We start from the raw sequence: 26,830 nt of genomic DNA on the forward strand, positions 1-26,830 counted from the left end.
AAAAACAAAAAAGCAGCACACATATTAAACTATTTTTCAGTAACTTAGAAAACCTATTTATAATTGCCTCCTCTATCATAGCTGCATTATTAACACTTAAATAAACAGCTTATGAAATCAATTTTTTACTGGATGATGCTAATTCCTTTTTTAGTAATCTCCCAAAATCAGGACAGCAACAATGAGGAATACCTTATTGTAGGAACTACAATTTTTTCAGCCAAAAGCGATAAAGCAAAAGAGTTTTCAGAAGGGATGAAAAACCACAACGAGCAATTTCATGCCGAAGGTGCTATGGGGGTACGAATTTTCAATATTATGAACGGTCAAAACGCCTACGATTATATGGCCGTAATAGGCCCCATGACCTGGAGTGATTTAGATGAACCTAACCCCAACCAGGATGCACATGATGAAGATTGGGACACCAACGTAGTTCCTTATATGGAAAACGAAGATGAGGTGACTTACTGGAGGTTTCATAGCAATTTCTCCAATTTCCCTACAAACTTTGAAATGAGCAAACTTAGGGTTACCATTTGGGATATTGAAAGAGGAAAGTATGACGCTATGCTATCTAAATTAGAAAAAGTAACAAAAGTATTAAAAGAGAAATCTCCTGAAACCCCATTTGGAATTTATACCAATGAATTCTCTTCTACCCAATCTGGTCAGGATTTATCGGTGGTCTATTTTTTTGATGATTTTGCCTGGCTGGGAAAAGACCAAAGGTTAAAAGAAAAATTCAATGAAGTTCACGGTTCAGGTTCCTTTGATTCTTTCGTGCAGGAATGGATGGATATTAGCAAGGGGGCTTTACAGGAAGTATGGATATACAATCAAAGCCTTAGCGGCATTGGACCTCAGGTTACCACCTCTACACAAGATTAGAAATTTGGGTAAATACCCTGGCTATAAGCCCACAAGAAATTATACAATAAAGTATTTAAAGTTCGAGAGATATCTAAGAGCATGAAATCTCATTTTCCACTAAATCTTAAACAAAGTCTGTCTTGCAAAATTGCAGGCCAGACTTTGTTATTTTTCAGAAGTTTTGTTTTAAATATCCCTTCTATTTCTCTGTTTTAATCACGAAAAGAATTAGAAATTCTTATCTTGTAAAAAATTAATAGCCTATCATGTTTGAGTTTGACCAGGAAACCTGGATTTACTTCGCGCTTATAGCGGTATTTCTTGTTTATTTTATCTGGAATTCCCGCCGAGCCAAAAAGAACCGAAAAGCACGTAAAAACCGAAATTTCAGAAAGCGGTATTTTGCTCGTAGAAATGAGGAGAAATCAGAAACCAATACCTAAAGCAATAATTTGCTTAATTCTTCATTTTGTACCTTTGGCAATCAACTAAGTATTAGCAAAGAATTATATGAAAATTTATACAAAAACCGGCGATAAAGGTACTACCGCATTGTTTGGAGGCACAAGAGTTCCAAAACATCATATTCGCATAGAAAGCTATGGCACAGTAGACGAGCTAAACTCTCACATTGGTCTTATTCGCGACCAGGATACCGGAGCGCATACAGCGAACATATTAAGCAGAATTCAGGATAGACTTTTTACCATTGGCTCTACTTTAGCCACCGATCCCGAAAAACAAAAATTAAAGAATGGAAAAGATCGTTTAAACATTCCAAAAATTTCTAACGAAGACATTGAACTTCTGGAGAAAGAAATGGATAAAATGAATGAAGACCTTCCGGAAATGACCCACTTCATCCTTCCAGGAGGCCACCAAAGCGTGTCATTCTGTCACATAGCACGTTGTGTTTGCCGTCGCGCCGAGCGTCTTGCCACCGCTTTATACGAAATTGAAGCTTTTGACGAAGCCGTATTACAATATCTAAATAGACTTTCTGACTACCTATTTGTACTGGCACGAATGTTGTCTAAAAGATTACAGGCCGAAGAGGTAAAATGGATTCCAGAAAAATCATAATACCCAACCCAGGCTCTTGCAATAATTATATAAACTATCTGATAAAATGCCCTATTATAGCTTTTCAGGAAATAAATTTTCAATTTCGCTACAGGTTTTAGAGCATTTAAATTCCAATCATCTAGAAAATTTTATAATTTTTGCGTAAGTTCTTAATATTATTGATTAAATAATAGATTTTTTTCTTGGCTATTACCACAAAAAATTTATTTTTGCAAAAATAATAAACCTGATCAACCCATGTATTGGACATTAGAATTAGCATCCTATTTAAGTGACGCACCCTGGCCAGCAACTAAAGACGAGTTAATTGATTATGCGATTAGAACAGGTGCTCCCCTGGAAGTAGTTGAAAACCTGCAGGCAATTGAAGATGAAGGCGACTCGTATGATTCTATTGAGGAAATTTGGCCTGATTATCCTACCGATGATGATTATCTTTGGAATGAGGATGAATATTAAATAATAACACGCAAAAAATAGAAAAAAGTCTCCAAAGTGAGGCTTTTTTTTTGCGTACATTTGAACCCCGTATTAAACAAAAACTATTATGAGTTTTTTAAATTCTGTATTAAAAGTATTTGTTGGCGATAAATCAAAAAAAGACGTCAAAGAAATACAACCCATAGTCAACAAGATAAAAGCGCTTGAAGGAGACTTTGAAGCTTTATCGATAGACGAACTTAGAGCAAAAACTACCGGTTTTAAAGCAAAAATCGCTGAAGCTTTAAAAGATACCAAAAAACAAATTGAAGAACTGGAGGCCGAGGCTGATGCCAGTGAAGATATTACCAGGAAAGAAGATATTTATGCTGAGATAGATGCCCTTAAAGCAAAGTCTCATGAAATATCAGAAGGGGTTCTAAACGAAATACTTCCTGAAGCTTTTGCTACTGTAAAAGAAACGGCTAAACGTTTTTTCCATAACAAACAAATCAAGGTTGTAGCATCTGAATATGATCGTGAAATCTCTGCCGAAAAAGATTATGTAAATCTTGAGGGAGATCATGCAATTTGGAACAATTCCTGGGATGCTGCCGGTAAACCGGTAACCTGGGATATGATTCATTATGATGTACAGCTAATTGGTGGTGTAGCCATGCACCAGGGTAAAATTGCCGAAATGCAAACCGGTGAAGGTAAAACCCTTGTAGCAACATTACCAATGTACCTTAATGCCTTAACCGGAAACGGAGTGCACCTTGTTACTGTTAACGATTACCTGGCAAAAAGGGATAGCGCCTGGATGGCCCCTATTTTTCAATTTCATGGGTTAAGTGTAGATTGTATAGATTATCACAGACCAAACTCTGCAGCTAGAAGAAAAGCCTATAATGCCGATATTACTTACGGTACCAACAACGAATTTGGTTTTGATTACCTACGCGATAATATGTCTCACGCTCCAGACGATTTGGTACAGCGCCCGCATAACTTCGCTATTGTAGATGAGGTAGATTCTGTATTAATTGATGATGCCCGTACCCCACTTATTATTTCCGGACCTATTCCAAAAGGAGATGTTCACGAATTTAACGAGTTAAAACCTGCAATTTCCAATATTGTAGAATTACAACGTAAACACCTTACAAAAGTCTTTGCCGAAGCTAAAAAGCTTATAAAAGAAGGCAATACTAAAGATGGTGCTTTTCTACTGCTACGGGTTTACCGCGGACTTCCAAAGAACAAGGCTCTTATTAAATTCCTTAGTGAAGAAGGTATTAAGCAACTGCTGCAAAAGACCGAAAATCACTATATGCAGGATAACAACCGGGAAATGCCTAAAGTAGATGCCGATCTTTATTTTACCATTGAAGAGAAAAACAACCAAATAGACCTTACCGATAAAGGAATAGAGTTTCTTTCTGCAGACGGAGATGCCGATTTCTTTGTATTGCCCGAAATGGGAATGGAGATTGCCAAAATTGAAAAAGAAGGACTTTCAAAAGAAGAAGAGGCCCAGAAAAAAGAAGAATTATTTAGAGATTATAGCGTAAAGAGTGAACGCATCCATACCTTAAGACAATTGCTTAAAGCTTACACCCTATTCGAAAAAGATGACGAATATGTGGTGATAGACAACAAAGTAAAAATTGTAGACGAGCAAACCGGTCGTATTATGGACGGGCGTCGTTATAGCGATGGCTTACACCAGGCAATTGAAGCAAAGGAAAATGTAAAGATTGAAGATGCCACCCAAACTTTTGCAACCGTAACCCTTCAGAATTATTTTAGAATGTACAGTAAGTTATCGGGGATGACCGGTACTGCTGTAACGGAAGCTGGAGAGTTCTGGGAAATTTATAAGCTGGATGTGGTAGAAATTCCAACCAACCGCCCCATTGCAAGAAATGATAAAGACGATTTAGTTTATAAAACCAAACGTGAAAAATACAACGCGGTTATAGACCATGTTACCGATCTTTCTAATGCGGGAAGACCTGTGCTTATTGGTACCACTTCGGTTGAGATTTCAGAATTACTATCAAGAATGCTGAAATTGAGAAATGTACCCCACAATGTACTTAACGCAAAACTACACAAACGAGAAGCCGATATTGTTGCTGAAGCCGGCAAATCTGGTATTGTAACTATCGCTACAAATATGGCCGGTCGTGGTACCGATATTAAACTTAGCAAAGAAGTAAAAGAAGCCGGTGGTTTGGCTATTGTAGGTACCGAACGACACGATTCACGTCGTGTAGACCGCCAGTTAAGAGGTCGTGCCGGTAGGCAGGGAGACCCTGGAAGCTCTCAGTTTTATGTGTCTCTGGAAGATAACCTAATGCGTCTATTTGGTTCAGAAAGGATTGCCAAATTAATGGATAAAATGGGACTGGAAGAAGGAGAAGTAATTCAACATTCCATGATCTCCAAATCTATTGAACGCGCCCAGAAAAAAGTAGAAGAAAATAACTTCGGAATAAGAAAGCGTTTGCTTGAATATGACGATGTGATGAATGCGCAACGTGAGGTGATTTACAAACGTAGATACCACGCACTATTTGGCGACAGGCTCAAGGTAGATATCGCTAATATGATCTTTGATACTTCTGAAGCTATTACCGAAAACAACAAAGTAGCCCAGGATTACAAGAATTTTGAATTCGAACTAATTCGCTACTTTTCTATGAGTGCCCCGATTTCGGAAGAAGAATTCGAAAAAATGGGCGTTCAAAAAATTGCCGGAATTGTTTATAAAGAAGCATATAAGCATTACGAAGAGAAAATGAAACACAGTGCCTCCAGGGCATTCCCGGTAATTAAGCAGGTTTATGAAGATGAAAGTAACAACTTTGAAAGAATTTCGGTTCCATTTTCAGATGGGCAAAAAACCTTACAGGTAGTTACTAATCTTGAAAAAGCATATGAAACTGAAGGCATTCAATTAGTAAAAGATTTTGAAAAGAATATAAGTCTTGCCATAATTGATGATGCCTGGAAAACACACCTTCGCAAAATGGACGAATTGAAACAAAGTGTTCAATTGGCCGTTCACGAACAAAAAGATCCTTTACTAATCTATAAGTTTGAAGCTTTTGAATTGTTTAAAGCGATGCTTGATCAGGTAAATAGGGATGTGATTTCATTCCTCTTTAAAGGTGAAATTCCAGAAGGAAATGTTTCTAACATTCACGAAGCAAGACAACGAAAAAAAGAAAAAGTAGAAACCCAAAAGGAAGAAATTCCTAATATGGATGAAAGGGCCGCTCAAAGCAGGGCTGCAGGAAACACCCAACAACCCAGACCGCAGGTAACCGAGACCATTACAAGAAACCAACCTAAAATTGGTCGTAATGACAAGGTGACTATCAAAAATGTTATGAGTGGTGAAAATAAAACCTTAAAATATAAGCAAGCCATTCCGCTTATAGAAAAAGGAGATTGGGTGCTTGTAAATCAATAACTTGGATTCAACAATATAAAAGAGCTGTCTATAACTTCTAAATACTGAAGGATATAGACGGCTCTTTCTTTTTTACACGTTATTTTTGAATAAATTAGCTTTCTAAACAATTCAACAAATAGAAAAATGAAAAACTACCAAATAGAAATAAAATGGGGCATAATCTTCTTTTTAATTTCTTTAGTCTGGATGTATTTTGAAAAACTAATGGGATGGCACGATATGCTAATTTCCAAACACCCTATTTATACCAATTTCTTCGGTTTAATTGCAATCGCAATTTACTTTTTCACCATGTACGATAAAAGAAAGAATTTTTTCGGCGGGAAAATGAGTTGGCAACAAGGTTTTGTTTCCGGCGTTATTTTAAGTATTATTATTGCCCTGCTCTCTCCTATTGGCCAGCTTATTACCCACTACCTTATTTCTCCAGATTATTTTAACAATGCCATAGAAAACAGCGTAGCAAGAAATACTATGCAAGCTGAAGATGCTGCCGCCTATTTTAATTTAAGTTCTTATATAGTGCAATCTATTGCAGGAGCCTTAATGTTTGGCGTGGTAACGGCGGCTATTGTTGCTCTTTTTGTAAAAAGAAAATAATTAAACCTTTCTTAATTTAATCAGATAATTTGGATCTGGACAATTTTGCAAATAAAAATCCAGGTCTTTTCTTGAAGTTACCCCCGGAAAATCACCTATTTTTTCATCCAAATCTTCAATAATCTGAAAATGTAAATGTGGGGCATAATCACCATTTTCTTCGGCAGTTCCCAACTCCCCTATTTTCTCACCCTTTTTAATAGGCATTTCGGGTTTTAGGTTCTCTAACGAGGCCCTACTTAAATGACCGTAAAGTGAATAGAATTTCTTTTCCTGAAAACTATGTTCTATAATTATTGTGGGACCATAATCGCCAAAGTTGCTATTATCGTTAAAACTATGAATTTTACCATCCAAAACCGCTAATACATCGGTATGGGCATTGGCCCAAAAGTCTAAACCTAAATGAATATTCCTATTAGAATCTTCATCTTCTGAAGCGGTAAAAAGTTCACTCCTTCTATAAAGCTTCCTAACCTCAGAATAACCACCAAAAGCCACTTTTTTTCCGAAGCTATTTAAGTACTCGGCTATATAATTAGAGAAAGCCCGGGAAGAAGAAACATCTACTTTCCCGAGCTCTATATTATTTTCAGATAAATCAATAACTATATAATCTTCTTCTTTTAAATTCACATCCAAAACCTGGGTAAACCCTGAAGTGAGCTGCGACAAAAATTCAGAAAAATTAAGGCTTTCCATAAGCGATTTTTCAAACCAGTTTTCTCGATAATCGAGAGCTACTTTTTTAGAATCGCTAAAATTAAACTTTGCAATCTAATTTAACAAGACTTCGCTAAAATTAGCTTTAATACTAATATTTCCGCCTGAATCCTTAGCCTTATGATAACCGCTTAGTTTCTTATTATCATAAGACTCACTGCTGGTTAAGTTTAATGCATTTGGGTGCTTAATATCGCTTTGTGTACCACTGTATATAAAATTGAAAGCCGAACCGGGCAAACCTAACTCCAAATCACTATTCTCTAGATTTATATCGAGATTTTTAAAATTGGTATCAAGACGTAAGATATTTAACTCTCCAAAATTACCCGATAAAATACCGGTATCTTCCAATTCATCAATATTCACATTACTTGAATTTGAAGTAAGTTTAATGCTTTTAACTTTTTTAATATTAAAGTTCTTTACATACTTAGCATCCATAATTCCATAAGACCAATAATTGATATTAACCGGAGTATAAGCTGCTTCTACGCGGGTGCTTTTTCCTCCTATCCTATTTGCATTAAGTCTACTATGGGAAAGTTTAGCTCGTAAATTATTGCTGGTTCCTAAAAGTTTAACCCCGCCGTGTCGCACATCAAGCTTAAGCCTGGCATTCTTTGGAATATGCAGTTTCAGGGTCTTTTTAGCTTTAGAATCATGTAATGCAATTACCTTAGGTTCTCCTTTTGCAGATTCCCCAAAACGGGCTTCCATTTGTGCTCCAAATGCCTCGCCCCAGGCTTCCATATCTTTTCCAAAACTTTCTGCCCATTCTTCCATCGACTTTTCAAGCTCCTTCTCGTTTATGTTCATTTTCATTTCAAAATTCTTTTCCCACTTTTCAGCGTTTTTCTCAAACTGGCTGGCCCACTTTTCCATAGATTTCTCAAAGTCCCCGCCAAGATTTGCTTCCATTTCTTTTTCAAATTTCGCAAGATATTTATCTCCATCTTTTTGGTAAGCTTCATAATCAAACTTAATTTCACCCATTTTCTCGCTAAATTCTGGAGGCAGGGGTGCGCCAAAACTTTCACCCATACTCTCCATTAACGGAGTCACCAAATTGTTTAATAATGGCTCCAACATCTGCGGAAGGCTGGACAAAGGTTTTTCCAAACCGCTAAGATCTATATCCCCGTTCCAGAGCATCCCACCTCCCGATGAAATAGTAATTACCGAATTATTCCCTGAAGTATTCAAATCCCAGGAAGCGAGAAGCTCTTTTGTTTTTTCTTTTGTAGTATCATCGACTTCCAAAATGGCTTGTATCTGAACTTCATCTCTATCCCAGTATCCCACTTCTATATTAGTGTGACTGGCATCTATTTTCACCTCTACATCGTTAGAAGTTTTATAGGTTTTATCCAATTTATTTAATTGAGCACTAAGCGTTAGCGGAAGGCAAAGTGCTAGTGCGAACATTAAATTATACCTCGTAGTTTTCATATTCTTTATCTTTTAATTCCTTGATTTCCTTTAATTTATTCTTCAATTTATACAGCAGGTCTAATCTTAATTGAAGATTTGCAATCATTGCTTCTAAAGTTTCTTCGTTTGGCCCTGTTTCTTTTATTTCAATATTTAAACGTTGATATTCTTTGTCCAGCTCGGCCATTTGCTTCATAAAAGAATCTATAAGCGCTTTATTCTCTGGGGTAATATTAATTTTAGAAAGCTCAATATTGAGGCTTGCCATATAGTAATCTTCTATTTTCTTGAATTCCGGGGAAACTTCACTTAGTTGAAAACTATTTTCATCGGGCTCTAATCTTGTTTCCTTTTCTCTAGAAGTTTCTTCTTCGGGAGTATCTACCACCGCCGGATTATCTGTAAAATTATCTCCATTAGAATTCAAGAAAAAGAATCCAACCCCCAGCGCGACAATAAGTATCGCAGCTATCTTTAGAAAAAAGAAAGATTTGTGCTCCTTCTTCTTTGGAAACGCACTTCCCAACCGGTCTTCAAAGCGTTTCTGGTGCCCTTTGGGTAAAGTATTGGGTTTGGGCTCCTTATCGTTCTTAAACATTTCCCTAATATCCTGTGCCATTTTTTATAGTCTTTAATTCTTCTTTCAATTTTTTCTTACCTCTGTGTACGAGGGTCCGCGAGGCTACCGGACTAATATTTAAAATCTCCGAGATTTCTTCATGATCATACCCCTCCATTAAAAACAACATCAAAGGGTACTTATATTTCTCGGGAAGATTTTCCATACTTTGTTTTATCTCTTCCATTCCAATCCCATCTGCTACCTGCCAATTATCCTCTTCCTCGGCGGTGGTAAGCACCTGTTCGTTTATGGCTACTAATTCCATTTTCTTCGCCTTCAACTTGTCTATACATTTGTTAATTACAATGCGCTTAAGCCAGGCACCAAATGTAACTTCTCCCGTAAACTGCTGTAGTTTGGCAAAGGCTTTTATAAAAGCTTCCTGCATAGCATCTTCTGCTTCAAACGGGTCTTTCAAAAAACGTAAAGCCACATAATGCATCCCCTGACAATATTGATTATAGAGCTTTAGCTGCGCTCTACGATCATTATTTTTACAGGCTTCAATTAGTTTATGCTGTATCATTTTTGATGGTTGGTTTTCTCCCTTTAATAAGGGTTTTAATATGCTGGATACAAGCAGCTAAACATTTTGGTTGGTCATCAAAACACCCGACTTTTACCAGCTTGGTTTCATTATAAAGACGAAGCTATTTTTCTAATGTTGCAAACTTATCTTCAATTTTATTTGAAATTACATTTTTTATTATAGTTAGCTCCTAAAGAAGTTTGCACGTTTTTTGAATGGGTTATTGTAAATTGTATAAAAATGAATAAAAAAGTGAAATCTTTTTTAAAAATAGCAGGTGCAATTCTATTGTTGGCTACCCTTACCATACTTATTATGCGCTATAGTACTAAAGCCCATAGCCCTGAAGATACGGTATCTTATACCGATAAAGACCTAAAAATTGAAGTGTTTTATAACCGACCATACAAAAAAGAAAGGGTGATTTTTGGAAATCTTGTTCCCTATAATAAGGTTTGGCGTACCGGTGCCAATGAAGCTACTACTTTTGAAACCAATAAAGACATTTGGGTGGACGGTTCTCTTTTAAAAGCGGGAAAATATACCTTATGGACAATCCCCATGGAAAATTCGTGGAAAGTGATTTTTAACAACAAAATGTACCCCTGGGGTATAAACCTGGAAGAACAGGCCTATCGCAACCCTGAGTTTGATGCTTTAGTTCTGGAAGTTCCCACAAAAAATCTAAAAGAAACTGTGCATCAATTTAGCATTATTTTGGACAAGAAAAATGAATTGATTTTTCTGAAATTAGCCTGGGACAAGACCCTGGTTAGGGTCCCAATAAAACCGGAAAAAGCATAAAAAAGACTGTTTGCAGTTTTAATTAAGATCTCGTCATTCTGAATTTATTTCAGAATCTAATATTTGTTTTGAACGTATTAGAACCTGAAACCAGTTCAGGTTGACGAAGAAATAAAACTTCAAACAGTCTTTAAATTTTTAAATAAAAATGCTACTAATCTTCGTCTACCAAAAGGTTAAGTGTTACATCTATATTATCTCTAGTAGCTCTGGAGTAAGGACAAACCACGTGAGCCTCATTTACTATTTTTTCCCCTGTTTCCACATCTACCCCCGGTAAATAGCAGTCTAAGACTACTGCAAGTTGTAGATTTCCCTCTTCAGTTTGCCCCAGTTCTACAACTGCGCTTACACTAAGATCTTCCCCCAGCTCAATATCATGTTGGTTTTTAGCTACCAACTGCAGCGCACTCCCAAAACAGGCAGAATATCCCGCACCGAATAACTGCTCTGGGTTGGTGTAATTTCCGCCATCACCGCCCATAGATTTAGGCATACTAAGCTGTATGTCGAGTATTCCATCATCACTTTTAGCGTGACCTTTTCTTGCTCCTTTGGTTGTTACTGTTGTTTTATACAAGTTTTTCATGATTATTTGAGTTATATTAATTAAGGCTGAATATACCAAGCAAAAACAAGGCTTACAAAGAACGAATTCATAAATTTGTCATAAATAACCTTATTTTGAATAAAAAGAAGCACCCATCTGCACTTCATGAGTCTGGAAGTAAACCTACTTCAGCAAATGTAAACCCAAAATCTGTTGAAAGGATTAGAGCTTCAAGAAAACAAAAATTTTCAGAAGAAAATCTTCTTCAGCAATTATTGGGTGGTAATAAAACGGCTTTAGGACGTGCGATTACCTTAGTAGAAAGTAATCAATTTTCTCATAGGGAAAAAGCGCAGAAACTTTTGGAAGCTGCTTTACCTTATTCTCAAAAATCTATTAGGATAGGCATTACCGGCGTTCCAGGGGTGGGAAAAAGTACTTTTATAGAAAGCTTTGGTTCTTATTTAATTCAACAAGGAAAAAAAGTAGCCGTACTGGCGGTAGACCCAAGCAGCAGCGTTTCCCACGGAAGTATTTTAGGAGATAAAACCCGTATGGAAAATCTGGTAAAGGAAGATCATGCTTTTATAAGGCCATCGGCCTCGGGAACTTCCCTTGGTGGTGTAGCCAAGAAAACACGGGAAAGTATCATATTATGCGAAGCAGCAGGATTTGATGTGATTTTAATTGAAACCGTTGGTGTAGGCCAAAGCGAAACTACCGTACACAGTATGACCGATTTCTTCTTATTGTTGAAACTCGCCGGCGCCGGAGATGAACTACAGGGTATTAAACGCGGAATTATAGAAATGGCCGATGCTATTGTAATTAACAAAGCCGATGGAGATAATATAAAGCAAGCACGTGAGGCAAAATTAGAGTTTAATAGAGCCCTACAACTATACCCGGCAAAAGAAAGTGGCTGGAAGCCTAAAGTAAGCCTAAGCAGCGCACTGGAGCAAACCGGAATAGATAATGTTTGGGAACTTATTAAAGAATTTGAAAAGCAAGGAAAAGAAAATGGCTTCTTTCTAAAAAACAGAAAAGAACAGAACAAATTCTGGCTTTTACAAACTATAAACGAACATTTAAAAAACCGTTTTTATCAAAATCCGGTAATGAAAAAAGAACTCGAAACCCAGTTAAAAGCCATTGAGGAAAATAAAGTTACCGCCTTTGCCGCCGCCGGTCTATTACTTAAAAAATTTGAGAATATATCCTAGGATTTTTTAAATGCCTGCGACTGTACCCATTGATGAAGCTTATAAAACAGGAAACCTAAAAGTGCTCCAATCAACATGCCTACAATGATATCTCCGGGATAATGGACTCCAAGATAAACCCTGCTATAAGCTACAAGTAGCGCCCAGGCCACAAGCCAAAAACCTATTTTTGGGATATGTTTTTTAAATAATAAGCTAAGAAAAACTGCTACTCCCATAGAATTTGCCGCGTGGGCAGAAAAGAAGCCGTAAGACCCACAACGTACCGCTACAAAACGTGCATATTCCATAATCCCTTCCTGTCGGCAAGGCCTAAGCCTTTCAAAACCGTCCTTAAACACATTCCCCAATTGGTCTGTCGCTGTGATTAAAAGCGTAATAAAAACGACAGTAATTAGACTGGATTTCCATCCAAAATTCTTAAAAATTAAAAATAAAAGAAGTGCATAAAGGGGTATGGCAGTCCATTTGTCGGTAATAAGTAACCATAGCCAATCCCAGGATTCGTTGCCAAGGTTATTAAGCCAAAGAAATACCTCGTGGTCTAATTCAATTAAGCTTTCCATTAATCTTCTTCGTATCTTGCTATTTCCCTATCATAAAATGCTGAAGCTTCTTTGATAAGGTTTTCGGTTTCGTTCTCTAATTCCTTTTCGTCGTGTTGGTCAAACTCTTCTAACCATTCTACCTCATCGTTTTCAAGGTTGATAATAAATCGCGGAAATTCGGTATGTATCACGAAAATGGCCGTAGGATAATCGGTATTATCACCGAGTAAAAATTTAGGGAAATCCATAGTTATAATTTTGATTGTGCAAGTTCAGACTCTTGCAAAATAAGTTTTTTTGATAAATAGTTGAATCGAATGTACAACATTAATGCCGAAGCCGAGAGTCCCGCCAGGAGTCCCAACCAAATCCCCATACTTCCAAGATTTTCTGCCTTTCCATAATACCATGAGATTGGAAAGCCAATAATCCAATAAGAAATAAAACAAATAAAAGTTGGAATCTTTACATCCTGAAGCCCTCTTAAGGCTCCTAAAATAACAACCTGCAAACCATCACTTAGCTGGAATAAGGCCGCTATAATCAATAATTGAGCTGCCAAAATAATAACTTCTACATCATCAATATAGAACATAGGAAGCCAATCTTTTAGTAAAATAAATCCAAGGGCGAAAACAGCTTCAATTAAAAATACCAATAAAAAAATAGACATCGCTATTCTCCTTAAATCTGTAAAATTCGCCAATCCCTTTTGATTACCTACCCTTATTGTAGCAGTTACACCAAGACCAACGGCTATCATAAAGGTCATAGACGAAAGATTTAGGGCTATTTGGTTTGCAGCCTGTGGGTTTGTACCAAGTAAACCGGCTAAAAACACCGTAGCCGTAAATATCCCCACTTCAAAAAGCATTTGAAGGGCCGTTGGCAAACCAAGATTTAATATCTTTCTAAATATTTCGGAATCTATAGACTCCTTCTTTCCCCATTTAAAATATTCAGAAAATTTCTTTTTTCGCCTCAAAATCTCCCATACAAACCAAAGCATAAAAAAGCGAGATATTAAAGTACCAATAGCGGCACCTTCCAACTCTAATCTAGGAAAGATCCAAATTCCATAAATAAGAAGGTAATTAAATAATACGTTCACCAGGTTAGCGATTATAGTCGCATACATGGCATATTTAGTCTGGGAAAGCCCATCTGCAAATTGCTTAAATGCCTGAAAAATCATTAAAGGAATCATTGAAAAAGCAACTATATTCAGATAGGGAATAGCCAAAGCCACTACCTCTGGCGGCTGATCTAAATAATGCAACACCGGCTTTGCTATTAACAAAGCAACAAACAATAAAACACCATTAATAGTACATAAAATTACGCCGTGATGAAAGTAACTGCGACCTTTTTGAATATCCTGAGCACCATCTGCTTCGGCAATTAAGGGTGTGATGGCGAAAGAAAAGCCAATACCCAGGGAAAGAGCTATAAATACCATGGAATTTCCCAATGAAACTGCAGCGAGTGGCGCAGCTCCCAACTGCCCTATCATTAAATTATCTACCAGGCCTACCAAAACATGACCCAACTGGCCAAGCATTATTGGAAAAGCAATGTGTAGATTTTTACCGAATTCTTTAGTGTAGGCGCTTAATTGCAAAACATAAATTTTGGCCGCAAAGATAGCAGGATTTTATGGCCGCAGAATGTAAAATGACATAAAGAATAAATTAAATTTATTATCTAGAGCTTTTTATCTGTTTGAAGGTTTATATGCCGCATTCCATACTTATCTACCAAGTAAATAAGAGAGGTCATAGTAGCTGCACCTAGCTCCAGTTCCCTTTTATTTACGTGTTCAAAAGTATCTGTAGCAGCATGGTGATGGTCGAAATATCTTTGGGAGTCTGGCCTTAATCCTGCCAGCACAATATCTCCTTTTTTTAATGGACCAATATCGGCACCGCTTCCACCTCTTTCAAAATAATGAATCAAATATGGTTTAAAAAGCGGTTTCCAACTTTCAATTTGAGCAAATTGAGCATCATCGGCTTCAAAGGAAAATCCGCGTGGGGTAAAGCCACCTGCATCACTTTCAAGAGCAAAAATATGATTCTCATTTTTGCTGTGTGCTATTTCGGCATATTTGTTTCCCCCACGTAAACCGTTTTCTTCATTCATAAAAAGCACCACTCGTATGCTCCTTTTAGGTTTATAACCGGTTTCTTTAAACAAACGTAAAACCTCCATAGATTGTACAACCCCGGCACCATCATCGTGAGAACCATCTCCAAGATCCCAGGAATCCAGGTGACCACCTACTACTATAAATTCTTCAGGAAACTCACTTCCGGTAATTTCGCCTATAACATTGTAAGATTTTACCTCTCCATGGTTTTCTGAACTTAATTTGTAATAAAATTCAAGGTCTTTTTTAAGCTTTAAGATTCCCGAAAGATATTCGGCATCCTTGGTGCTTATGGCAGCAGCCGGAATTCTCTTGTCATTGGGTAAATCTCCGTAACTCATAGAACCGGTATGCGGATATTCATCTATCTTATGACTTAACGAACGAACAATCACTCCTACGGCACCATATTTTGCCGCCGCTTCGGCTCCGGAATAACGCTGATCTACACAACCACCATAAGCTTCAAAAGTTTGAATAAGCTCGGGTTTCATTGGGCGGTTATAGAACACTATTTTACCCTTTATATCGGCTTTATAGTTCTCCAGGTCTTCAATTCCATTTACTTCTAGCACCCTGGCTTTTAGACCTCCGGGACTTGTTGCGACCGATCCTCCAAGTGCCGTAATATTAACTTCAGTAGTCATTCCCGGACCGGTTTGAATATAAGCATGTTCTCGTGCACCACGTGTCCATTTGGGAACCATAACAGGTTGCAACCAAACTTTATCGAGACCAAGATCTTCTAATTCGGCTTTGGTAAACTCTACCGCTCTTTGTGCGTTTAAGGAACCAGATAACCTTCCTCCAATATTATTAGAAAGATGGTCTAACCATTTATAGGCCTGCCCTTTTACCAAAGCCGCATTATAAAATTGCCGAATTTTAATGGAATCTTCTTTAACTTCATGGTTTTGGGCAATCAAACTTACACTAAATAGAATGCTGAAGGCGGTTATAATATATCTTCTCATATTAGGTTCTTTAATTTACTAGGTAATCGAGATTTTAATGCGTTGAAATTTATTTTGTTTACTTAATGGCCCATTGCAGCGAAGAAAATTAATAAAATAAATCTTCCTTTGGAAGTTATTGTCGAAGCCTATGTTTTTGTTTGATTACTTCACTACATTATCGCAAAAGGATAAACAAAGAATATGCCCAAAATTTAAGAAACTACATTACATTTATACCTGATTTTTATAAGCTTCAAAAAATATAAATTTTATATCTTCGCCGCTAAATTCTAGAGGTTTGAATAAAGCAGAAAAAGAGGAAATTATCACCAAAGTCACCCAGCTTTTAAAAGAAATCCCATCTTCCATGGATATCGTAAAAAAAGGTGGAGACCGGCATAAACGTTTTGAATATCTGGCAACTCATATGGTAGAAAAGGCCATTGAGAAAGATGCCCTTATTATTTCTGAAAACCGCATGGGAATTGCCATTTTATTTAAAACCAGCAAAAATGATGATAATTTCTTAAAGGATATCTGGACGCAAATCAAGCTTGTTTTAAATGTAACCGGAGTAAAAAATGCCTACCGCATTGTTAAAAACCAGAATTATATAAAAAAGCAACGCCCACAAAAAGGGGAGTATCTTTATTGCTGGTTCTGGGGGATTCTGGCCGAGTCTCGTGGAGCTGACACCCAGGTAGGCAAAGAGATGAAAGATGAGTTTTACAGGCAGGCAAAAGAATATCAAATCCCTCTTTATGCCGAAACAAGAATGCGTAAAAATGCACTGGTTTATCAGCGCTTCGGTTTTGAGTTATTTCACGAATGGAAACACCCAAGCGGAGATACTATGTATTTTTTAAGATACACCCCACCTGCAAAAGACTAACCTTTTTTTAAAACTTACTTCCAAATAAATTTACATCTTCTTCGGTTATTTTATCTCCTCCAAGAATAATTAGCCGTTCTACTACATTGCGCAATTCGCGTATGTTACCTCGCCAATCATAAGCTTTAAGGGTTTTTAAAGCATTTTCCGTAAACTCTTTTTTAGTAGTACCATGCTCTGTAGAGATTTTTTCGCTAAAATAATCTATAAGTAAAGGAATGTCTTCGCGACGTTCGTTTAAGGAAGGCACTTCAATTAAAATTACAGCTAAGCGGTGATAAAGGTCTTCCCTAAATTTCTTTTCTTCAATTTCCTTTTTAAGGTCTTTATTGGTAGCTGCTACTACACGAACATCTACTTTAATATCTTTACCGCTACCAACTCGCGAAATTTTGTTTTCCTGAAGTGCTCGCAATACTTTGGCCTGAGCCGAAAGACTCATATCGCCAATTTCATCAAGGAAAATTGTACCACCGTTGGCCACTTCAAATTTCCCTGCACGATCTTTATTAGCCGATGTAAAAGCTCCCTTTACATGACCAAAAAGTTCACTTTCTATTAATTCTGAAGGGATAGCAGCACAATTTACTTCTACCATGGGGCCCTTGGCCCTATCGCTTTTTTGGTGTAACCAATGGGCTACCAACTCTTTACCGGTACCATTTTGCCCCGTAATTAATACACGGGCATCGGTAGGAGCCACCTTTTCTATTACCTCCTTAATACGTTGAATCTCTTCTGATTCGCCTATCATTTGAAAATTCTTACCAACCTTTTTCTTTAGGCGGGTATTCTCTACTACCAGCTCTTTGCGGTCTAGAGCATTTCTTACTGTATTTAATAAGCGATTAAGGTCTGGTGGTTTCGATATATAATCAAAAGCGCCCATTTTCATGGTATTTACTGCGGTTTCCAGATCTCCGTGACCAGAGATCATTACCACTGGAACTTCGGGCTTAATTTTCATGATTGCCTCCAGCACTTCTACTCCATCCATTTTTGGCATTTTGATATCACAAAGTACCAAATCAAAATCCTGATCTTTTATTTTTTCAATTCCTTCAAGGCCATCTGCAGCTTCTTCTACTTTATAGTCCTGATTTTCTTCAGTAAGAATTTTCACTAAAACCCTTCGTATTGCAGCTTCGTCCTCAATTAATAAAATATTTGCCATATTATAAAATACTAAATTTTAAACCACTACGTGCATAGAATGTATTGGTGTCGTCTATTGTATATAAATCTTCCCGGTCTTTATCCCGCAATCGAATATCGTTCATTACAGTATAACCGGCATATAAATAAAATGAAATATTATCGGTAAAATTGTACTGATATCCCAGGCCGCTTAATACTATGGTCATAGACATACTCTCAGCAAGCCGGTTGGAGTTAGGGTTTGTTTGCGGATACGGGTTAAAGTTTTTTTGAAGGTTGGAGAAAAAACCGTCTAGAGTAACAAAGCCCTGCACCTGATGCCTTTCATTAAAATAATGTATTAAGTTGGTTTTTGGAATACCAAGGGCATAAGACCATTTTTCATCAAAACGTTTATAGTAATTTATCACAGGCAAAGGGAAAGGAAATCCTGTGGTAGTAGAATAACTTAGCCCCAAAATTAAACGCCAGGGTTCTATATAACGTTCATCTTCTTTTATTTTAATAAAATACACAGAGCCTGTATAAATAAAATCGTCTCTAACCATCTCATTGGTTGTAAAATTAGAAGCAACTTTCACCCCAGTCTCAACGCCAAAACGCCATATGTTGTTCATTTTAAAAGTATAGCCTATTTTACCGGTAAAAGATTGAAAGCGATCCAGGTTATTTGTTGAAAAAGCTTCGTTGTTTTTATACTTAAAGTTTACGTTTCTATATTCTACCCCAGGTATCAAATAAGCATCGTTTTCATTAAGTTTTATCGGAAAATTTACAAATGTCCTAAACCTCCTAAATGAATTATCGGAATCAGATTGAGGGAAATAAGTGTATTCTATCCTGGCTAAATCTGTAGTTTGTGAAAAAGCCGGAAAATTTACCGCCCCCAGTAAAAAAAAAGCTGTAAGGATAAAAATTTTATTCATTCTTTGCTAAGTTTTGGGTATAAGCTTTATTAGGGTAGAAATGTACATCTCGCTGTGGAAAAGGAATGCTAATATTATTCCTCCTAAATTCTTCATCTATTTTAAACCTAAGCAGACTCTTTATTTTAGGGTCTACAAAGCTATCTGTCACATAAAAATGTAGGGAAAAGTTAAGAGACGAATCTCCGAAAGCATCAAAAAGCACAAAAGGCTCCGGACTTTCCATAACATCTTTATTTTCCCGCGCACACTTCAATAAAATATCTTCAACTTTTTTTGTATCGCTTCCGTAGGCAACCCCCACACTAACAGACTCCCGGGTAGTTTTATGATTTTGTGTATAATTAAAAATCACATCACTCATAAATTTATGATTTGGTATAATCATCACCTTATCGTCTCGTGTTAAAGCCCGGGTGGTTCTAAGCTTTATTTCAAAAACCCGACCTACTCTTCCTTCCATTTCAATAACATCGCCTACTAAAAGAGATTTATCTAAAATAATAAAAACTCCTCCAATAACATCCTGAAACAATTCCTGTAAAGCTAAACCTATACCTACAAAAAGTGCAGCCGATGCTGTTAAGATTATGGTAATATTTATACCTGCTGAACTTAAGGTAACCAGTATCACTACCAGGTAGACAATGTATTTAATAAATTTAAAAATGCTTATAAACTTAAGCTTGTCTGTCTCCTGAAGCTTATCGGTAATAAAAGACCTTATTAACCTTAGCACAATACTGGTAATTACGAAAGCGAAAATTACCAATAAGATATTTCCTATGGTAATGTTCACCGTATTTTCACCGGTTTCTATAGGAAAAAGCACAAAATTCCAAAACTCTATGAGGTTACCCCATATATCTTTTTCAACAACTTCTTTTATAACTTCTGTAGCTTCCGGGTTTTCCTGGTCCTGCATCTTTTAGTATTTAAGCCATTTAAATAATTCTTTGTAACTCGCTTTTTTACCATACATAAGAATTCCCACCCTATATATTTTGGCAGCCAACCAAACTACCGCAAAATTGGTTACAATTAAAATCGCAATTGAAATTGCTAATTCCCACCAGGGAACCCCAAATGGAATACGCATCAACATTACGATGGGCGAAGTGAGCGGAATCATAGAAAAAATAGTAGAAATGCTGCCATGCGGATTTTCTATTACCGAAAAGAAGCCCACATAAATCCCTAGCATTAATGGCAAAATAACCGGAAACATAAATTGCTGGGTATCGGTCTCACTATCTACCGCCGCTCCAATTGCAGCATAAATTGCACTATATAAAAAATAGCCGCCAATAAAATAAATAAGAAAAAATATTACCAGACTTAAAATTGGTAAATTAAGAATATCTACCATCAACTGAGCTATCTCGGGTTGCGCTATTTGTTCAACCGTCTCTAATTGGGATTTCTGAACTGTAAATACATCTATTCCCAAAATGTAAAATGACAGGCTTGCCAACACACCGGCCAAAAGCACCCAAATACTAAATTGGGTAATCCCGGCCAGGGAAGTCCCCAGTACTTTGCCCAGCATAAGCTGTATTGGTTTTACCGAAGAAACTATAATCTCAATAATTCTATTGGTCTTTTCTTCAATAACACTACGCATCACCATATTTCCATAAATGATAATAAACATCATCAATAAATAACCTGCAGCACCCCCAAAGAACATTTTAATATAATTAGACATTTTAGAAGTTTGTTCTCCCGAAAAATTCTGGATTTCAATTCTAACCTCTGTCCTGGCATTGTTCAACTGGTCTACATCAATACCTCTCTCTATAAGTTCTTTTCGGGTTAACCTATCGGCAATGGTTTTCTCTATAGCCTGTATAGTCCCTAAACCGGGCGATTCATTCCCAAAAAACTGAATACCTTCAAGATCTTTCCCAATATTTGAAGGAATATAAATGAGGCCGTAATACTCCTGCTCATTCACCATTTTTTTTGCCTCTTCTAAAGATTTACCCGATAAATCTAAATATTGTACTTCCTTTTGGTCTTTAAATTCTGAAGTAAACATTTGGGTCTCATCGTACAATCCAATAATGCGCTGTTCACTACTATTAAGCATACTCAAATAAGCTATTAATGCAAACATCCCTATCAATATAAGCGGGCTCAGAAAAGTCATAATTATAAAGGTCTTATTCCTTACCCTTGCCAGGTATTCGCGCTGAATTATTAGCTTTAGGTTACGCATTTTGAGTGACCGTTTTAATGAATATATCGTTTACTGAAGGAATAACTTCTACAAAATGATTTACACGGGCCTTTCCTATAAGGTACTCCAATAACTGGTTTGGTGTTTCCCGGTTATTTAACTGAATTGTTACTTTAAGATCGTCGTTTATGCTCTTAAAGTTTGTATTTCCGACTACAAATTTCTCCTTCAAATCATTTAAAAGCACCATATTATTTTCAGACTCCAGGCCTACTTCGTAAGTATTCGACTTATAGGCTCGTTTAATCTCTGAAACCTTACCATCTAACAATTTATTTGATCGATGAATTAAAGCCATATAATCACACAACTCTTCTACACTATCCATACGATGTGTGGAAAAAAGTATTGTTGCACCCTCCTCTTTTAACTGAAGGATTTCATTTTTAATTAAACCGGCATTTACAGGATCGAAGCCACTAAATGGTTCATCAAAAATCAACAATTTAGGTTGATGTAAAACCGTGATAATAAACTGTATTTTTTGTGCCATCCCTTTAGAAAGCTCCTGAATTTTTTTGTTCCACCAGCCTTCAATTTGTAATCTATCAAACCAATACTTTAGACGCTCTTCGGCTTCCGTTTTAGAAAGTCCCTTTAACCGGGCAAGATAAAGTGCCTGCTCACCAACTCTCATAGATTTGTAAAGTCCGCGTTCTTCGGGCAGGTAACCTATATGCGCTACATCCCCGGGTTGCAAAGGTTTACCGTCTAAATAAACCTGCCCTCTATCTGGCATGGCAATTTGGTTAATTATTCTAAGAAGTGTAGTTTTTCCTGCGCCATTTGGGCCTAAAAGACCAAATATACTACCGCGTGGAATAGCTATTGAAACATTATTTAGTGCAGTAAAATTGCCAAATTGCTTATAGATATTTTCTGCGACTAAGAGGTTTTTCATATAGAAAATTGATATAAATAAATTGCTCGTTACAAGACTTATAGAGGGCTAAGGTTAAGAAACCCCAACCATAGCTTTGAATTAAAGTGTTTTACACTTGTTTATGGGATGAACCAGCCAAGAGCATGCTCACAAGGTATTCTTCCGAAAAATTAATTAATCTTCGAGACAAGCCTCAGGGCGTTTTAAGCTCGATTATTGAGTAAATATATTGAAATAGCTTGAGAGATGTTTTAGATTAAGAAAAAATTTGCTTTTCTAACTGTCCAAAAACAGAAAACCCACCCTTAAATAATTAAGGATGGGAAAAAAATTGCTATGAAAAAGAAAAATTATCACTAAAAGACTTAGTGATAATCAAATATATAAATTTTTTCTTAAAAGCGAGGTTCTAAGAAAACATATCTTTTACTTTCTCAAAAAATGATTTATCACTTTTCTCTGGGTTAGGCCTGAAATTATCATCTTCTGCCATTCTTTCAAAGAAATCGCGCTGTTCTTTATTAATGTTTTTAGGTGTCCATACATTTACATGTACCAGTAAATCTCCTTTTCCGTAACCATTAAGACTTCCTATTCCCTTTCCTCTAAGCCTAAGAATTTTTCCAGATTGTACACCTTCTTCAATCTTTATTCTCACTTTTCCTGTCACGGTATCTATTTCCCTTGAAGATCCTAGCACAGCTTCCGATAAGCTAATGTATAAATCGTAATGAAGGTTATCGCCTTCCCTTTTTAGACTATGATGCTCTTTCTCTTCTATGGCCACAAGTAAATCGCCGGCAATTCCATTCCCGGGTGCCTCATTTCCTTTTCCGGAAACTTTTAGCTGCATACCATCTTCAACTCCTGAAGGAATTTTAATAGATACTGTTTCTTCTTTTTGTACCAAACCATGCGCATCTGCTTCAGGTGGCCTCTTATCTATTATTTGTCCAGAACCACTACAAGCGGTACAAGGAGAAGCCGTTTGCATTCTACCCAAAATAGTATTGGTAACACGTGTTACCTGCCCAGTACCTTTACAGGTAGTACAGGTTTTATAAGTAGTACCGGGAGCCTGAACCTTCCGTTTTACTTTTATCTTTTTCTCGGCACCTTTCGCTATTTCTTCCAGTGTAAGGCTCACCCTTATTCTTAGATTACTTCCTTTTGCACGCCTTTGGCCACCACCAAAGCCGCCACCAAAACCAGAAAAGCCACCGCCTCCGCTAAAGCCGCCACCAAAGATATCTCCAAACTGGCTGAATATATCGTCCATATCCATGCCGCCAAAGCCACCGCCACCACCGGCGCCACCTTCAAATGCCTGATGACCAAACCTGTCGTAACGGGCACGTTTATCTTCGTTGCTTAGTACTTCGTATGCTTCAGCCGATTTTTTAAATTTCTCTTCAGCCTCACTATCTCCCGGATTTTTATCTGGGTGATATTTAATGGCCATCTTTCGGTATGCCTTTTTAATTTCGGCAGTAGAAGCTCCTTTACTTATGCCTAATATGTCGTAATAATCTTCTTTCATGGTCTCGTTTTGCGAATTCTAAAAAAAGCTGTTTTATTTCCCGGTTACTACCTTAGGATATCTAATAATGCGTTCCCCAAGTTTATAACCTCTTTCTACTACATCAACTATCTTGCCTTTAAGTTTATCTTTAGGCGCAGGTATTTGGGTAATGGCCTCGTGAAGCTCAGAATCAAAAGTATCTCCCTCTTTCACTAGCATAGGCTCAAGACCTTTACTCTTAAGGGTTTCCTTTAGCTTATTATGAATAAGTTCTACCCCATGAACCAAATTTTCATCTCCCTGTTTACGAAGCTCATTTAAAGCCCTGTCAAAATCATCCAGGACTGGCAACATGGCGGTCATTACTTCCTGATTGGCAGTTTTAAATAACTCTAATCGCTCTTTTGAAGTTCTTCTTTTATAGTTTTCAAATTCAGCAAAAAGCCTTAAAAACTTATCTTTTTCCTTTTTGAGATCTTCTTTTAATTTTTCTTCCTCAGTAAGTTTAGGCGTTTCCTCTTTCACTTCCTTCTTCCCTTCTTCATTTTCTACTTCTTCTATAGCCTCATCTATAACGTCTTCTACTTGATCTTTTACAGGTTTATCCTGTAGTTCTTCATTTTTATTCTTGCTCATTTTTTCTTGCATTTTAATATATGCACAACGGGTCAAAATCATTGCCAATAATGATTCGGTGTCAAAATGTCATTATTACTATTTAATATTTTTTTAGCATTAAGCTTTTTCTAGTTTATGTAATTTCGCAACCTAAATAAAAACCAAATTTCTAACACAATGAAAAAATCAATTTTAAGCACTTTAATGATTGCAGCTTTTTTAACTGTAGTTGTAGGGTGTAAAAACGATAAAAATAAAGCAGAAACTTCTGATGCTAAAGATGCCGCCACAGCGCAGGCAGAAGCTATGGAGTTTAAAGTAGACACCGCAGCCTCTATCATTGAATGGAAAGGAAGCAAGCCAACCAATACCCATACCGGGACTATAAAATTTACCGAAGGTACTTTTAGCGCTAATGATAGTATTATTGAAAGTGGAAGTTTTGTTATTGATATGCTATCTATTAACGTTACCGATCTTGAAGGAAAGGATAAAAAAGATCTTGAAGCTCACTTAATGGGAACGGTAGAAGGTAAAGAAGGTGATTTTTTTAATGCTCCTAAATACCCGGAAGCTACCTTTGAAGTAACCGGAATTACTGAAAAAGAAGGTGAAAAACTTTTATCGGGCAATCTTACCATTAAGGATAAAACCAAAAATATTACTTTTCCGGTTAGCATAAGCCAGTCTAAAAATAGTATCGAAATTACCAGTGAAGAGTTTAGTATAGATAGAACCAACTGGAATGTAAACTTTGGATCTAAATCTGTTTTTGACGGATTAGGAGATAATTTTGTAAGTGATGATATCATTTTAAAAATTAACCTAAAAGCTAATAAAGCTTAATAAGGTTCACATCTATTGAAATAGAAAAAAGGCTGTCGATTTTTTTTTGACAGCTTTTTTTTTATTCCTATTTCCATAAGTATTTTATTAGGCCAATAAATCTTCTAGCGCTTTGGCAAGGTTTACATATTTAAAATTATACCCCTCCTGTTCTATCTTGTCACTACTCACCAACTGGCTGGATAACACAAGGTGAGACATTTCTCCTAAAACAAGTTTAAGGGCTATTTTTGGAACATTTGGCAACCAAACCGGTTTCCCCATTTTTGAAGCTACCTCGTTCACTAATTCTTTATTAGTTACAGGATTGGGGGCCACAGCATTATAAATTCCGTTTAATTGGTTTTCTAAAGCAAACATAAAAATACCGCTAATATCGTCTATATGAATCCAGGACTGCCATTGTTTCCCACTACCAAGTGGTGAACCTACATTAAAATTCACAGGCTCTTTGAGTTTTTGTAACATTCCTCCATTTTGCGCAAGTACAAGGCCAACTCTAATCTTGGCAACCTCCAGCCCCAAATCCTTAAAATTATCTACGGCCTCTTCCCATTTTACTACGACCTCGCCTACAAAAGAATCGTCTACACCTTTATCTTCTTCGGTATATAATTTTTCTAAAGAACTGGGATAAATTCCAATAGCGCTAGCAGAAACCAGGTATTTCACCTGGTGCTTGTTTTCCTGTAAGCATTTGTAGAGTAGATTTGCCGTTTCGGTTCGGCTTTTTAGAATAGTTTTTTTCTGTTCCGGTGTCCAGCGTTCAGCAATACTGGCACCTACCAAATTAATAATAGCATCAACACCTTTTATGGCATCATTATCAATTTCATTATTATTTGGATCCCAGAAAAAACCCTTATAATTTTCTTTACTTTCTAACTTTTCTTTGCTGGTAGAAAGATAGTAAACCTCTATTCCTTTATCCAGGCATAACTGACTAATTTTAGATCCAATTAAGCCAGTAGCCCCTGTAATTAGTACACGCATTTTTCTTTACAAGATAACAACAAGAATAAACCTTAGCTAAATATTACCACCTATTTAACAGGAATATTCGCTAGTTTTTTAAAGCTCTTAACATTTCACGCTTACCTGGCGGGCCCGGAAGCCTTTCAACTATAAATCCTGCCGTTTGCATAGCCCTTCTCACACTTCCCTTTGCCGAATAAGTTACCAATACACTATTTTTTTTCATAGCGGCAAACATTTTAGCGAAAATTTGTTCTGTCCAAAGTTCTGGTTGAACCCTGGCTCCAAAAGCATCAAAAAACACCAAATCATACTTATCACGATCTTCAATTTCCTCAAATCGCTTTTGCTGTTTTTCAAGCTGAAAAGATTCGGAAATAGTCGCTACCTCATTCCACAATATTTCATGCATTTTATGAAATGAATGCAACTGGTTTTCTGCGGAAAGCATCTCGGCGTAATTCAAGGCATCTATTTCATTCTTAGCTACGGGATAGGCTTCTACTCCTGTATAATTTATATTTAGCTTAAGCTTTTTAGCTTCCAAAAAAGTGATAAATGCATTAAGGCCGGTACCAAAACCTATTTCTAATATAGAAAGTTTATTCTCCCTATTTGAGCCAACCCAATATTGCAACCCCATTTTTATAAAAACGTGTTGTGCTTCCTGTATGGCTCCATGTTTAGAGTGGTATTGCTCATCCCACTCGCTTAAATGTATGGTAACCGACCCATCGCCGGTTTTTTTTATTTTTCTTTCCACT

At 36.8% G+C, this 26,830-nt stretch carries 27 protein-coding genes; 9 read left to right on the forward strand and 18 right to left on the reverse strand.

Translation table 11 applies throughout. The features are described 5' to 3' along the window. The first annotated feature begins 111 nt into the window (after window positions 1-111). The 5 genes from I6U50_RS08305 to I6U50_RS08325 all read left to right on the forward strand — a co-directional run bounded on the left by I6U50_RS08305 (window position 112) and on the right by I6U50_RS08325 (window position 6,466). Window positions 112-891, forward strand: a complete 780-nt coding sequence (locus tag I6U50_RS08305; protein WP_198638494.1) for a hypothetical protein — start codon at window positions 112-114, stop codon at window positions 889-891. A gap of 492 nt (window positions 892-1,383) precedes the next feature. After that, a complete protein-coding gene (locus tag I6U50_RS08310) occupies window positions 1,384-1,956 on the forward strand; it encodes a cob(I)yrinic acid a,c-diamide adenosyltransferase (protein ID WP_193711097.1) in 573 nt (190 codons plus the stop codon). A gap of 240 nt (window positions 1,957-2,196) precedes the next feature. Continuing rightward, on the forward strand, window positions 2,197-2,418 hold the full coding sequence (locus I6U50_RS08315) for a DUF2795 domain-containing protein (RefSeq protein WP_013070580.1): 222 nt from the start codon (window positions 2,197-2,199) through the stop codon (window positions 2,416-2,418). Between the two features lie 88 nt (window positions 2,419-2,506). After that, window positions 2,507-5,863 carry a preprotein translocase subunit SecA gene (gene secA / locus I6U50_RS08320; protein WP_193711098.1) on the forward strand — a complete coding sequence of 1,119 codons (3,357 nt, stop codon included), beginning with the start codon at window positions 2,507-2,509 and terminating at the stop codon, window positions 5,861-5,863. A 126-nt stretch (window positions 5,864-5,989) separates the two neighbouring features. Further along, complete coding sequence (locus I6U50_RS08325; RefSeq protein ID WP_198638495.1) at window positions 5,990-6,466, forward strand: DUF4199 domain-containing protein; 477 nt, start codon at window positions 5,990-5,992, stop codon at window positions 6,464-6,466. On the opposite strand, the gene I6U50_RS08330 is transcribed toward I6U50_RS08325, so the two are convergent. The 4 genes from I6U50_RS08330 to I6U50_RS08345 all read right to left on the reverse strand — a co-directional run bounded on the left by I6U50_RS08330 (window position 6,467) and on the right by I6U50_RS08345 (window position 9,771). Then, window positions 6,467-7,168, reverse strand: a complete 702-nt coding sequence (locus I6U50_RS08330) for a peptidoglycan DD-metalloendopeptidase family protein (RefSeq protein WP_198638496.1) — start codon at window positions 7,166-7,168, stop codon at window positions 6,467-6,469. It abuts the gene before it with no gap. A gap of 75 nt (window positions 7,169-7,243) precedes the next feature. Beyond that, on the reverse strand, window positions 7,244-8,641 hold the full coding sequence (locus tag I6U50_RS08335; RefSeq protein ID WP_198638497.1) for a hypothetical protein: 1,398 nt from the start codon (window positions 8,639-8,641) through the stop codon (window positions 7,244-7,246). Next, complete coding sequence (locus tag I6U50_RS08340) at window positions 8,622-9,242, reverse strand: hypothetical protein (RefSeq protein WP_198638498.1); 621 nt, start codon at window positions 9,240-9,242, stop codon at window positions 8,622-8,624. Before I6U50_RS08340 ends, I6U50_RS08335 begins: the two co-directional genes overlap by 20 nt. After that, window positions 9,226-9,771 carry an RNA polymerase sigma factor gene (locus I6U50_RS08345; RefSeq protein ID WP_198627592.1) on the reverse strand — a complete coding sequence of 182 codons (546 nt, stop codon included), beginning with the start codon at window positions 9,769-9,771 and terminating at the stop codon, window positions 9,226-9,228. The genes I6U50_RS08340 and I6U50_RS08345 overlap by 17 nt, the downstream gene beginning before the upstream one ends. A 243-nt stretch (window positions 9,772-10,014) precedes the next feature. Here I6U50_RS08345 and I6U50_RS08350 point away from each other — a divergent pair, with 243 nt between their 5' ends. Continuing rightward, window positions 10,015-10,578, forward strand: a complete 564-nt coding sequence (locus tag I6U50_RS08350; protein WP_193711104.1) for a DUF2911 domain-containing protein — start codon at window positions 10,015-10,017, stop codon at window positions 10,576-10,578. A 154-nt stretch (window positions 10,579-10,732) separates the two neighbouring features. Here I6U50_RS08350 and I6U50_RS08355 read toward each other — a convergent pair whose 3' ends face one another. Next, window positions 10,733-11,167 (reverse strand): organic hydroperoxide resistance protein, encoded by a 435-nt coding sequence (locus tag I6U50_RS08355; protein ID WP_193711105.1) that lies wholly within the window; start codon window positions 11,165-11,167, stop codon window positions 10,733-10,735. A 95-nt stretch (window positions 11,168-11,262) separates the two neighbouring features. Between I6U50_RS08355 and meaB the strand changes: the two genes are divergently transcribed. Beyond that, entirely contained in the window at window positions 11,263-12,351 is a 1,089-nt protein-coding gene (meaB, locus tag I6U50_RS08360; protein ID WP_198638499.1) for a methylmalonyl Co-A mutase-associated GTPase MeaB, read from the forward strand. Here the strand turns inward: meaB and I6U50_RS08365 are convergent. The 4 genes from I6U50_RS08365 to I6U50_RS08380 all read right to left on the reverse strand — a co-directional run bounded on the left by I6U50_RS08365 (window position 12,348) and on the right by I6U50_RS08380 (window position 16,022). Then, window positions 12,348-12,917, reverse strand: coding sequence for a phosphatase PAP2 family protein (locus I6U50_RS08365; RefSeq protein WP_198638500.1), 570 nt, complete (start codon window positions 12,915-12,917; stop codon window positions 12,348-12,350). The two genes, meaB and I6U50_RS08365, sit on opposite strands and share 4 nt — an antisense overlap. Further along, complete coding sequence (locus tag I6U50_RS08370) at window positions 12,917-13,147, reverse strand: hypothetical protein (RefSeq protein ID WP_193711108.1); 231 nt, start codon at window positions 13,145-13,147, stop codon at window positions 12,917-12,919. The genes I6U50_RS08365 and I6U50_RS08370 overlap by 1 nt, the downstream gene beginning before the upstream one ends. A 2-nt stretch (window positions 13,148-13,149) precedes the next feature. Continuing rightward, on the reverse strand, window positions 13,150-14,520 hold the full coding sequence (locus I6U50_RS08375; protein WP_198638501.1) for an MATE family efflux transporter: 1,371 nt from the start codon (window positions 14,518-14,520) through the stop codon (window positions 13,150-13,152). A gap of 83 nt (window positions 14,521-14,603) precedes the next feature. Then, entirely contained in the window at window positions 14,604-16,022 is a 1,419-nt protein-coding gene (locus I6U50_RS08380; protein WP_198638502.1) for a M20/M25/M40 family metallo-hydrolase, read from the reverse strand. 349 nt (window positions 16,023-16,371) lie between these two features. On the opposite strand from I6U50_RS08380, the gene I6U50_RS08385 reads away from it, so the two are divergent. Continuing rightward, window positions 16,372-16,896, forward strand: coding sequence for a hypothetical protein (locus I6U50_RS08385; RefSeq protein ID WP_370591089.1), 525 nt, complete (start codon window positions 16,372-16,374; stop codon window positions 16,894-16,896). Window positions 16,897-16,903: 7 nt separating this feature from the next. Here I6U50_RS08385 and I6U50_RS08390 read toward each other — a convergent pair whose 3' ends face one another. From I6U50_RS08390 to I6U50_RS08420, 7 genes are all read right to left on the reverse strand, one after another. After that, the gene (locus I6U50_RS08390; RefSeq protein ID WP_198638503.1) at window positions 16,904-18,070 is read right to left on the reverse strand and encodes a sigma-54-dependent transcriptional regulator; all 1,167 of its coding nucleotides are present in this window, start codon (window positions 18,068-18,070) and stop codon (window positions 16,904-16,906) included. 1 nt (window position 18,071) lies between these two features. Then, entirely contained in the window at window positions 18,072-18,980 is a 909-nt protein-coding gene (locus tag I6U50_RS08395; RefSeq protein ID WP_198638504.1) for a DUF6268 family outer membrane beta-barrel protein, read from the reverse strand. Then, window positions 18,973-19,905 carry a mechanosensitive ion channel family protein gene (locus I6U50_RS08400; protein ID WP_198638505.1) on the reverse strand — a complete coding sequence of 311 codons (933 nt, stop codon included), beginning with the start codon at window positions 19,903-19,905 and terminating at the stop codon, window positions 18,973-18,975. The genes I6U50_RS08395 and I6U50_RS08400 overlap by 8 nt, the downstream gene beginning before the upstream one ends. Before the next feature lie 3 nt (window positions 19,906-19,908). Further along, window positions 19,909-21,201 (reverse strand): ABC transporter permease, encoded by a 1,293-nt coding sequence (locus I6U50_RS08405; protein WP_193711115.1) that lies wholly within the window; start codon window positions 21,199-21,201, stop codon window positions 19,909-19,911. Beyond that, the gene (locus I6U50_RS08410; RefSeq protein ID WP_198638506.1) at window positions 21,194-22,123 is read right to left on the reverse strand and encodes an ABC transporter ATP-binding protein; all 930 of its coding nucleotides are present in this window, start codon (window positions 22,121-22,123) and stop codon (window positions 21,194-21,196) included. Before I6U50_RS08410 ends, I6U50_RS08405 begins: the two co-directional genes overlap by 8 nt. A 391-nt stretch (window positions 22,124-22,514) precedes the next feature. Next, window positions 22,515-23,645, reverse strand: coding sequence for a molecular chaperone DnaJ (gene dnaJ / locus I6U50_RS08415; RefSeq protein ID WP_193711117.1), 1,131 nt, complete (start codon window positions 23,643-23,645; stop codon window positions 22,515-22,517). A gap of 33 nt (window positions 23,646-23,678) precedes the next feature. Next, entirely contained in the window at window positions 23,679-24,263 is a 585-nt protein-coding gene (locus I6U50_RS08420; protein ID WP_198638507.1) for a nucleotide exchange factor GrpE, read from the reverse strand. A gap of 159 nt (window positions 24,264-24,422) precedes the next feature. On the opposite strand from I6U50_RS08420, the gene I6U50_RS08425 reads away from it, so the two are divergent. Further along, window positions 24,423-25,091: a YceI family protein gene (locus I6U50_RS08425; RefSeq protein WP_198638508.1), complete on the forward strand. Its 669-nt coding sequence runs from the start codon at window positions 24,423-24,425 to the stop codon at window positions 25,089-25,091. An 87-nt stretch (window positions 25,092-25,178) separates the two neighbouring features. Here the strand turns inward: I6U50_RS08425 and I6U50_RS08430 are convergent, their stop codons facing one another. Then, the gene (locus I6U50_RS08430; RefSeq protein WP_198638509.1) at window positions 25,179-26,084 is read right to left on the reverse strand and encodes a TIGR01777 family oxidoreductase; all 906 of its coding nucleotides are present in this window, start codon (window positions 26,082-26,084) and stop codon (window positions 25,179-25,181) included. Between the two features lie 70 nt (window positions 26,085-26,154). Continuing rightward, entirely contained in the window at window positions 26,155-26,829 is a 675-nt protein-coding gene (mnmD, locus tag I6U50_RS08435) for a tRNA (5-methylaminomethyl-2-thiouridine)(34)-methyltransferase MnmD (protein ID WP_198638510.1), read from the reverse strand. Window position 26,830 lies beyond the last annotated feature (1 nt).

Source organism: Salegentibacter maritimus, from assembly GCF_016236975.1.
Lineage (GTDB): Bacteria > Bacteroidota > Bacteroidia > Flavobacteriales > Flavobacteriaceae > Salegentibacter > Salegentibacter maritimus.

Coding starts and splice junctions, on each gene's coding strand:
- I6U50_RS08305 (WP_198638494.1), top strand. CDS start 112: ATGAAATCAATTTTTTACTGGATGATGCTAATTCCTTTTTTAGTAATC.
- I6U50_RS08310 (WP_193711097.1), top strand. CDS start 1,384: ATGAAAATTTATACAAAAACCGGCGATAAAGGTACTACCGCATTGTTT.
- I6U50_RS08315 (WP_013070580.1), top strand. CDS start 2,197: ATGTATTGGACATTAGAATTAGCATCCTATTTAAGTGACGCACCCTGG.
- secA (WP_193711098.1), top strand. CDS start 2,507: ATGAGTTTTTTAAATTCTGTATTAAAAGTATTTGTTGGCGATAAATCA.
- I6U50_RS08325 (WP_198638495.1), top strand. CDS start 5,990: ATGAAAAACTACCAAATAGAAATAAAATGGGGCATAATCTTCTTTTTA.
- I6U50_RS08330 (WP_198638496.1), bottom strand. CDS start 7,168: ATGGAAAGCCTTAATTTTTCTGAATTTTTGTCGCAGCTCACTTCAGGG.
- I6U50_RS08335 (WP_198638497.1), bottom strand. CDS start 8,641: ATGAAAACTACGAGGTATAATTTAATGTTCGCACTAGCACTTTGCCTT.
- I6U50_RS08340 (WP_198638498.1), bottom strand. CDS start 9,242: ATGGCACAGGATATTAGGGAAATGTTTAAGAACGATAAGGAGCCCAAA.
- I6U50_RS08345 (WP_198627592.1), bottom strand. CDS start 9,771: ATGATACAGCATAAACTAATTGAAGCCTGTAAAAATAATGATCGTAGA.
- I6U50_RS08350 (WP_193711104.1), top strand. CDS start 10,015: ATGAATAAAAAAGTGAAATCTTTTTTAAAAATAGCAGGTGCAATTCTA.
- I6U50_RS08355 (WP_193711105.1), bottom strand. CDS start 11,167: ATGAAAAACTTGTATAAAACAACAGTAACAACCAAAGGAGCAAGAAAA.
- I6U50_RS08365 (WP_198638500.1), bottom strand. CDS start 12,917: ATGGAAAGCTTAATTGAATTAGACCACGAGGTATTTCTTTGGCTTAAT.
- I6U50_RS08370 (WP_193711108.1), bottom strand. CDS start 13,147: ATGGATTTCCCTAAATTTTTACTCGGTGATAATACCGATTATCCTACG.
- I6U50_RS08380 (WP_198638502.1), bottom strand. CDS start 16,022: ATGAGAAGATATATTATAACCGCCTTCAGCATTCTATTTAGTGTAAGT.
- I6U50_RS08385 (WP_370591089.1), top strand. CDS start 16,372: ATGGATATCGTAAAAAAAGGTGGAGACCGGCATAAACGTTTTGAATAT.
- I6U50_RS08390 (WP_198638503.1), bottom strand. CDS start 18,070: ATGGCAAATATTTTATTAATTGAGGACGAAGCTGCAATACGAAGGGTT.
- I6U50_RS08395 (WP_198638504.1), bottom strand. CDS start 18,980: ATGAATAAAATTTTTATCCTTACAGCTTTTTTTTTACTGGGGGCGGTA.
- I6U50_RS08400 (WP_198638505.1), bottom strand. CDS start 19,905: ATGCAGGACCAGGAAAACCCGGAAGCTACAGAAGTTATAAAAGAAGTT.
- I6U50_RS08405 (WP_193711115.1), bottom strand. CDS start 21,201: ATGCGTAACCTAAAGCTAATAATTCAGCGCGAATACCTGGCAAGGGTA.
- I6U50_RS08410 (WP_198638506.1), bottom strand. CDS start 22,123: ATGAAAAACCTCTTAGTCGCAGAAAATATCTATAAGCAATTTGGCAAT.
- dnaJ (WP_193711117.1), bottom strand. CDS start 23,645: ATGAAAGAAGATTATTACGACATATTAGGCATAAGTAAAGGAGCTTCT.
- I6U50_RS08420 (WP_198638507.1), bottom strand. CDS start 24,263: ATGAGCAAGAATAAAAATGAAGAACTACAGGATAAACCTGTAAAAGAT.
- I6U50_RS08425 (WP_198638508.1), top strand. CDS start 24,423: ATGAAAAAATCAATTTTAAGCACTTTAATGATTGCAGCTTTTTTAACT.
- I6U50_RS08430 (WP_198638509.1), bottom strand. CDS start 26,084: ATGCGTGTACTAATTACAGGGGCTACTGGCTTAATTGGATCTAAAATT.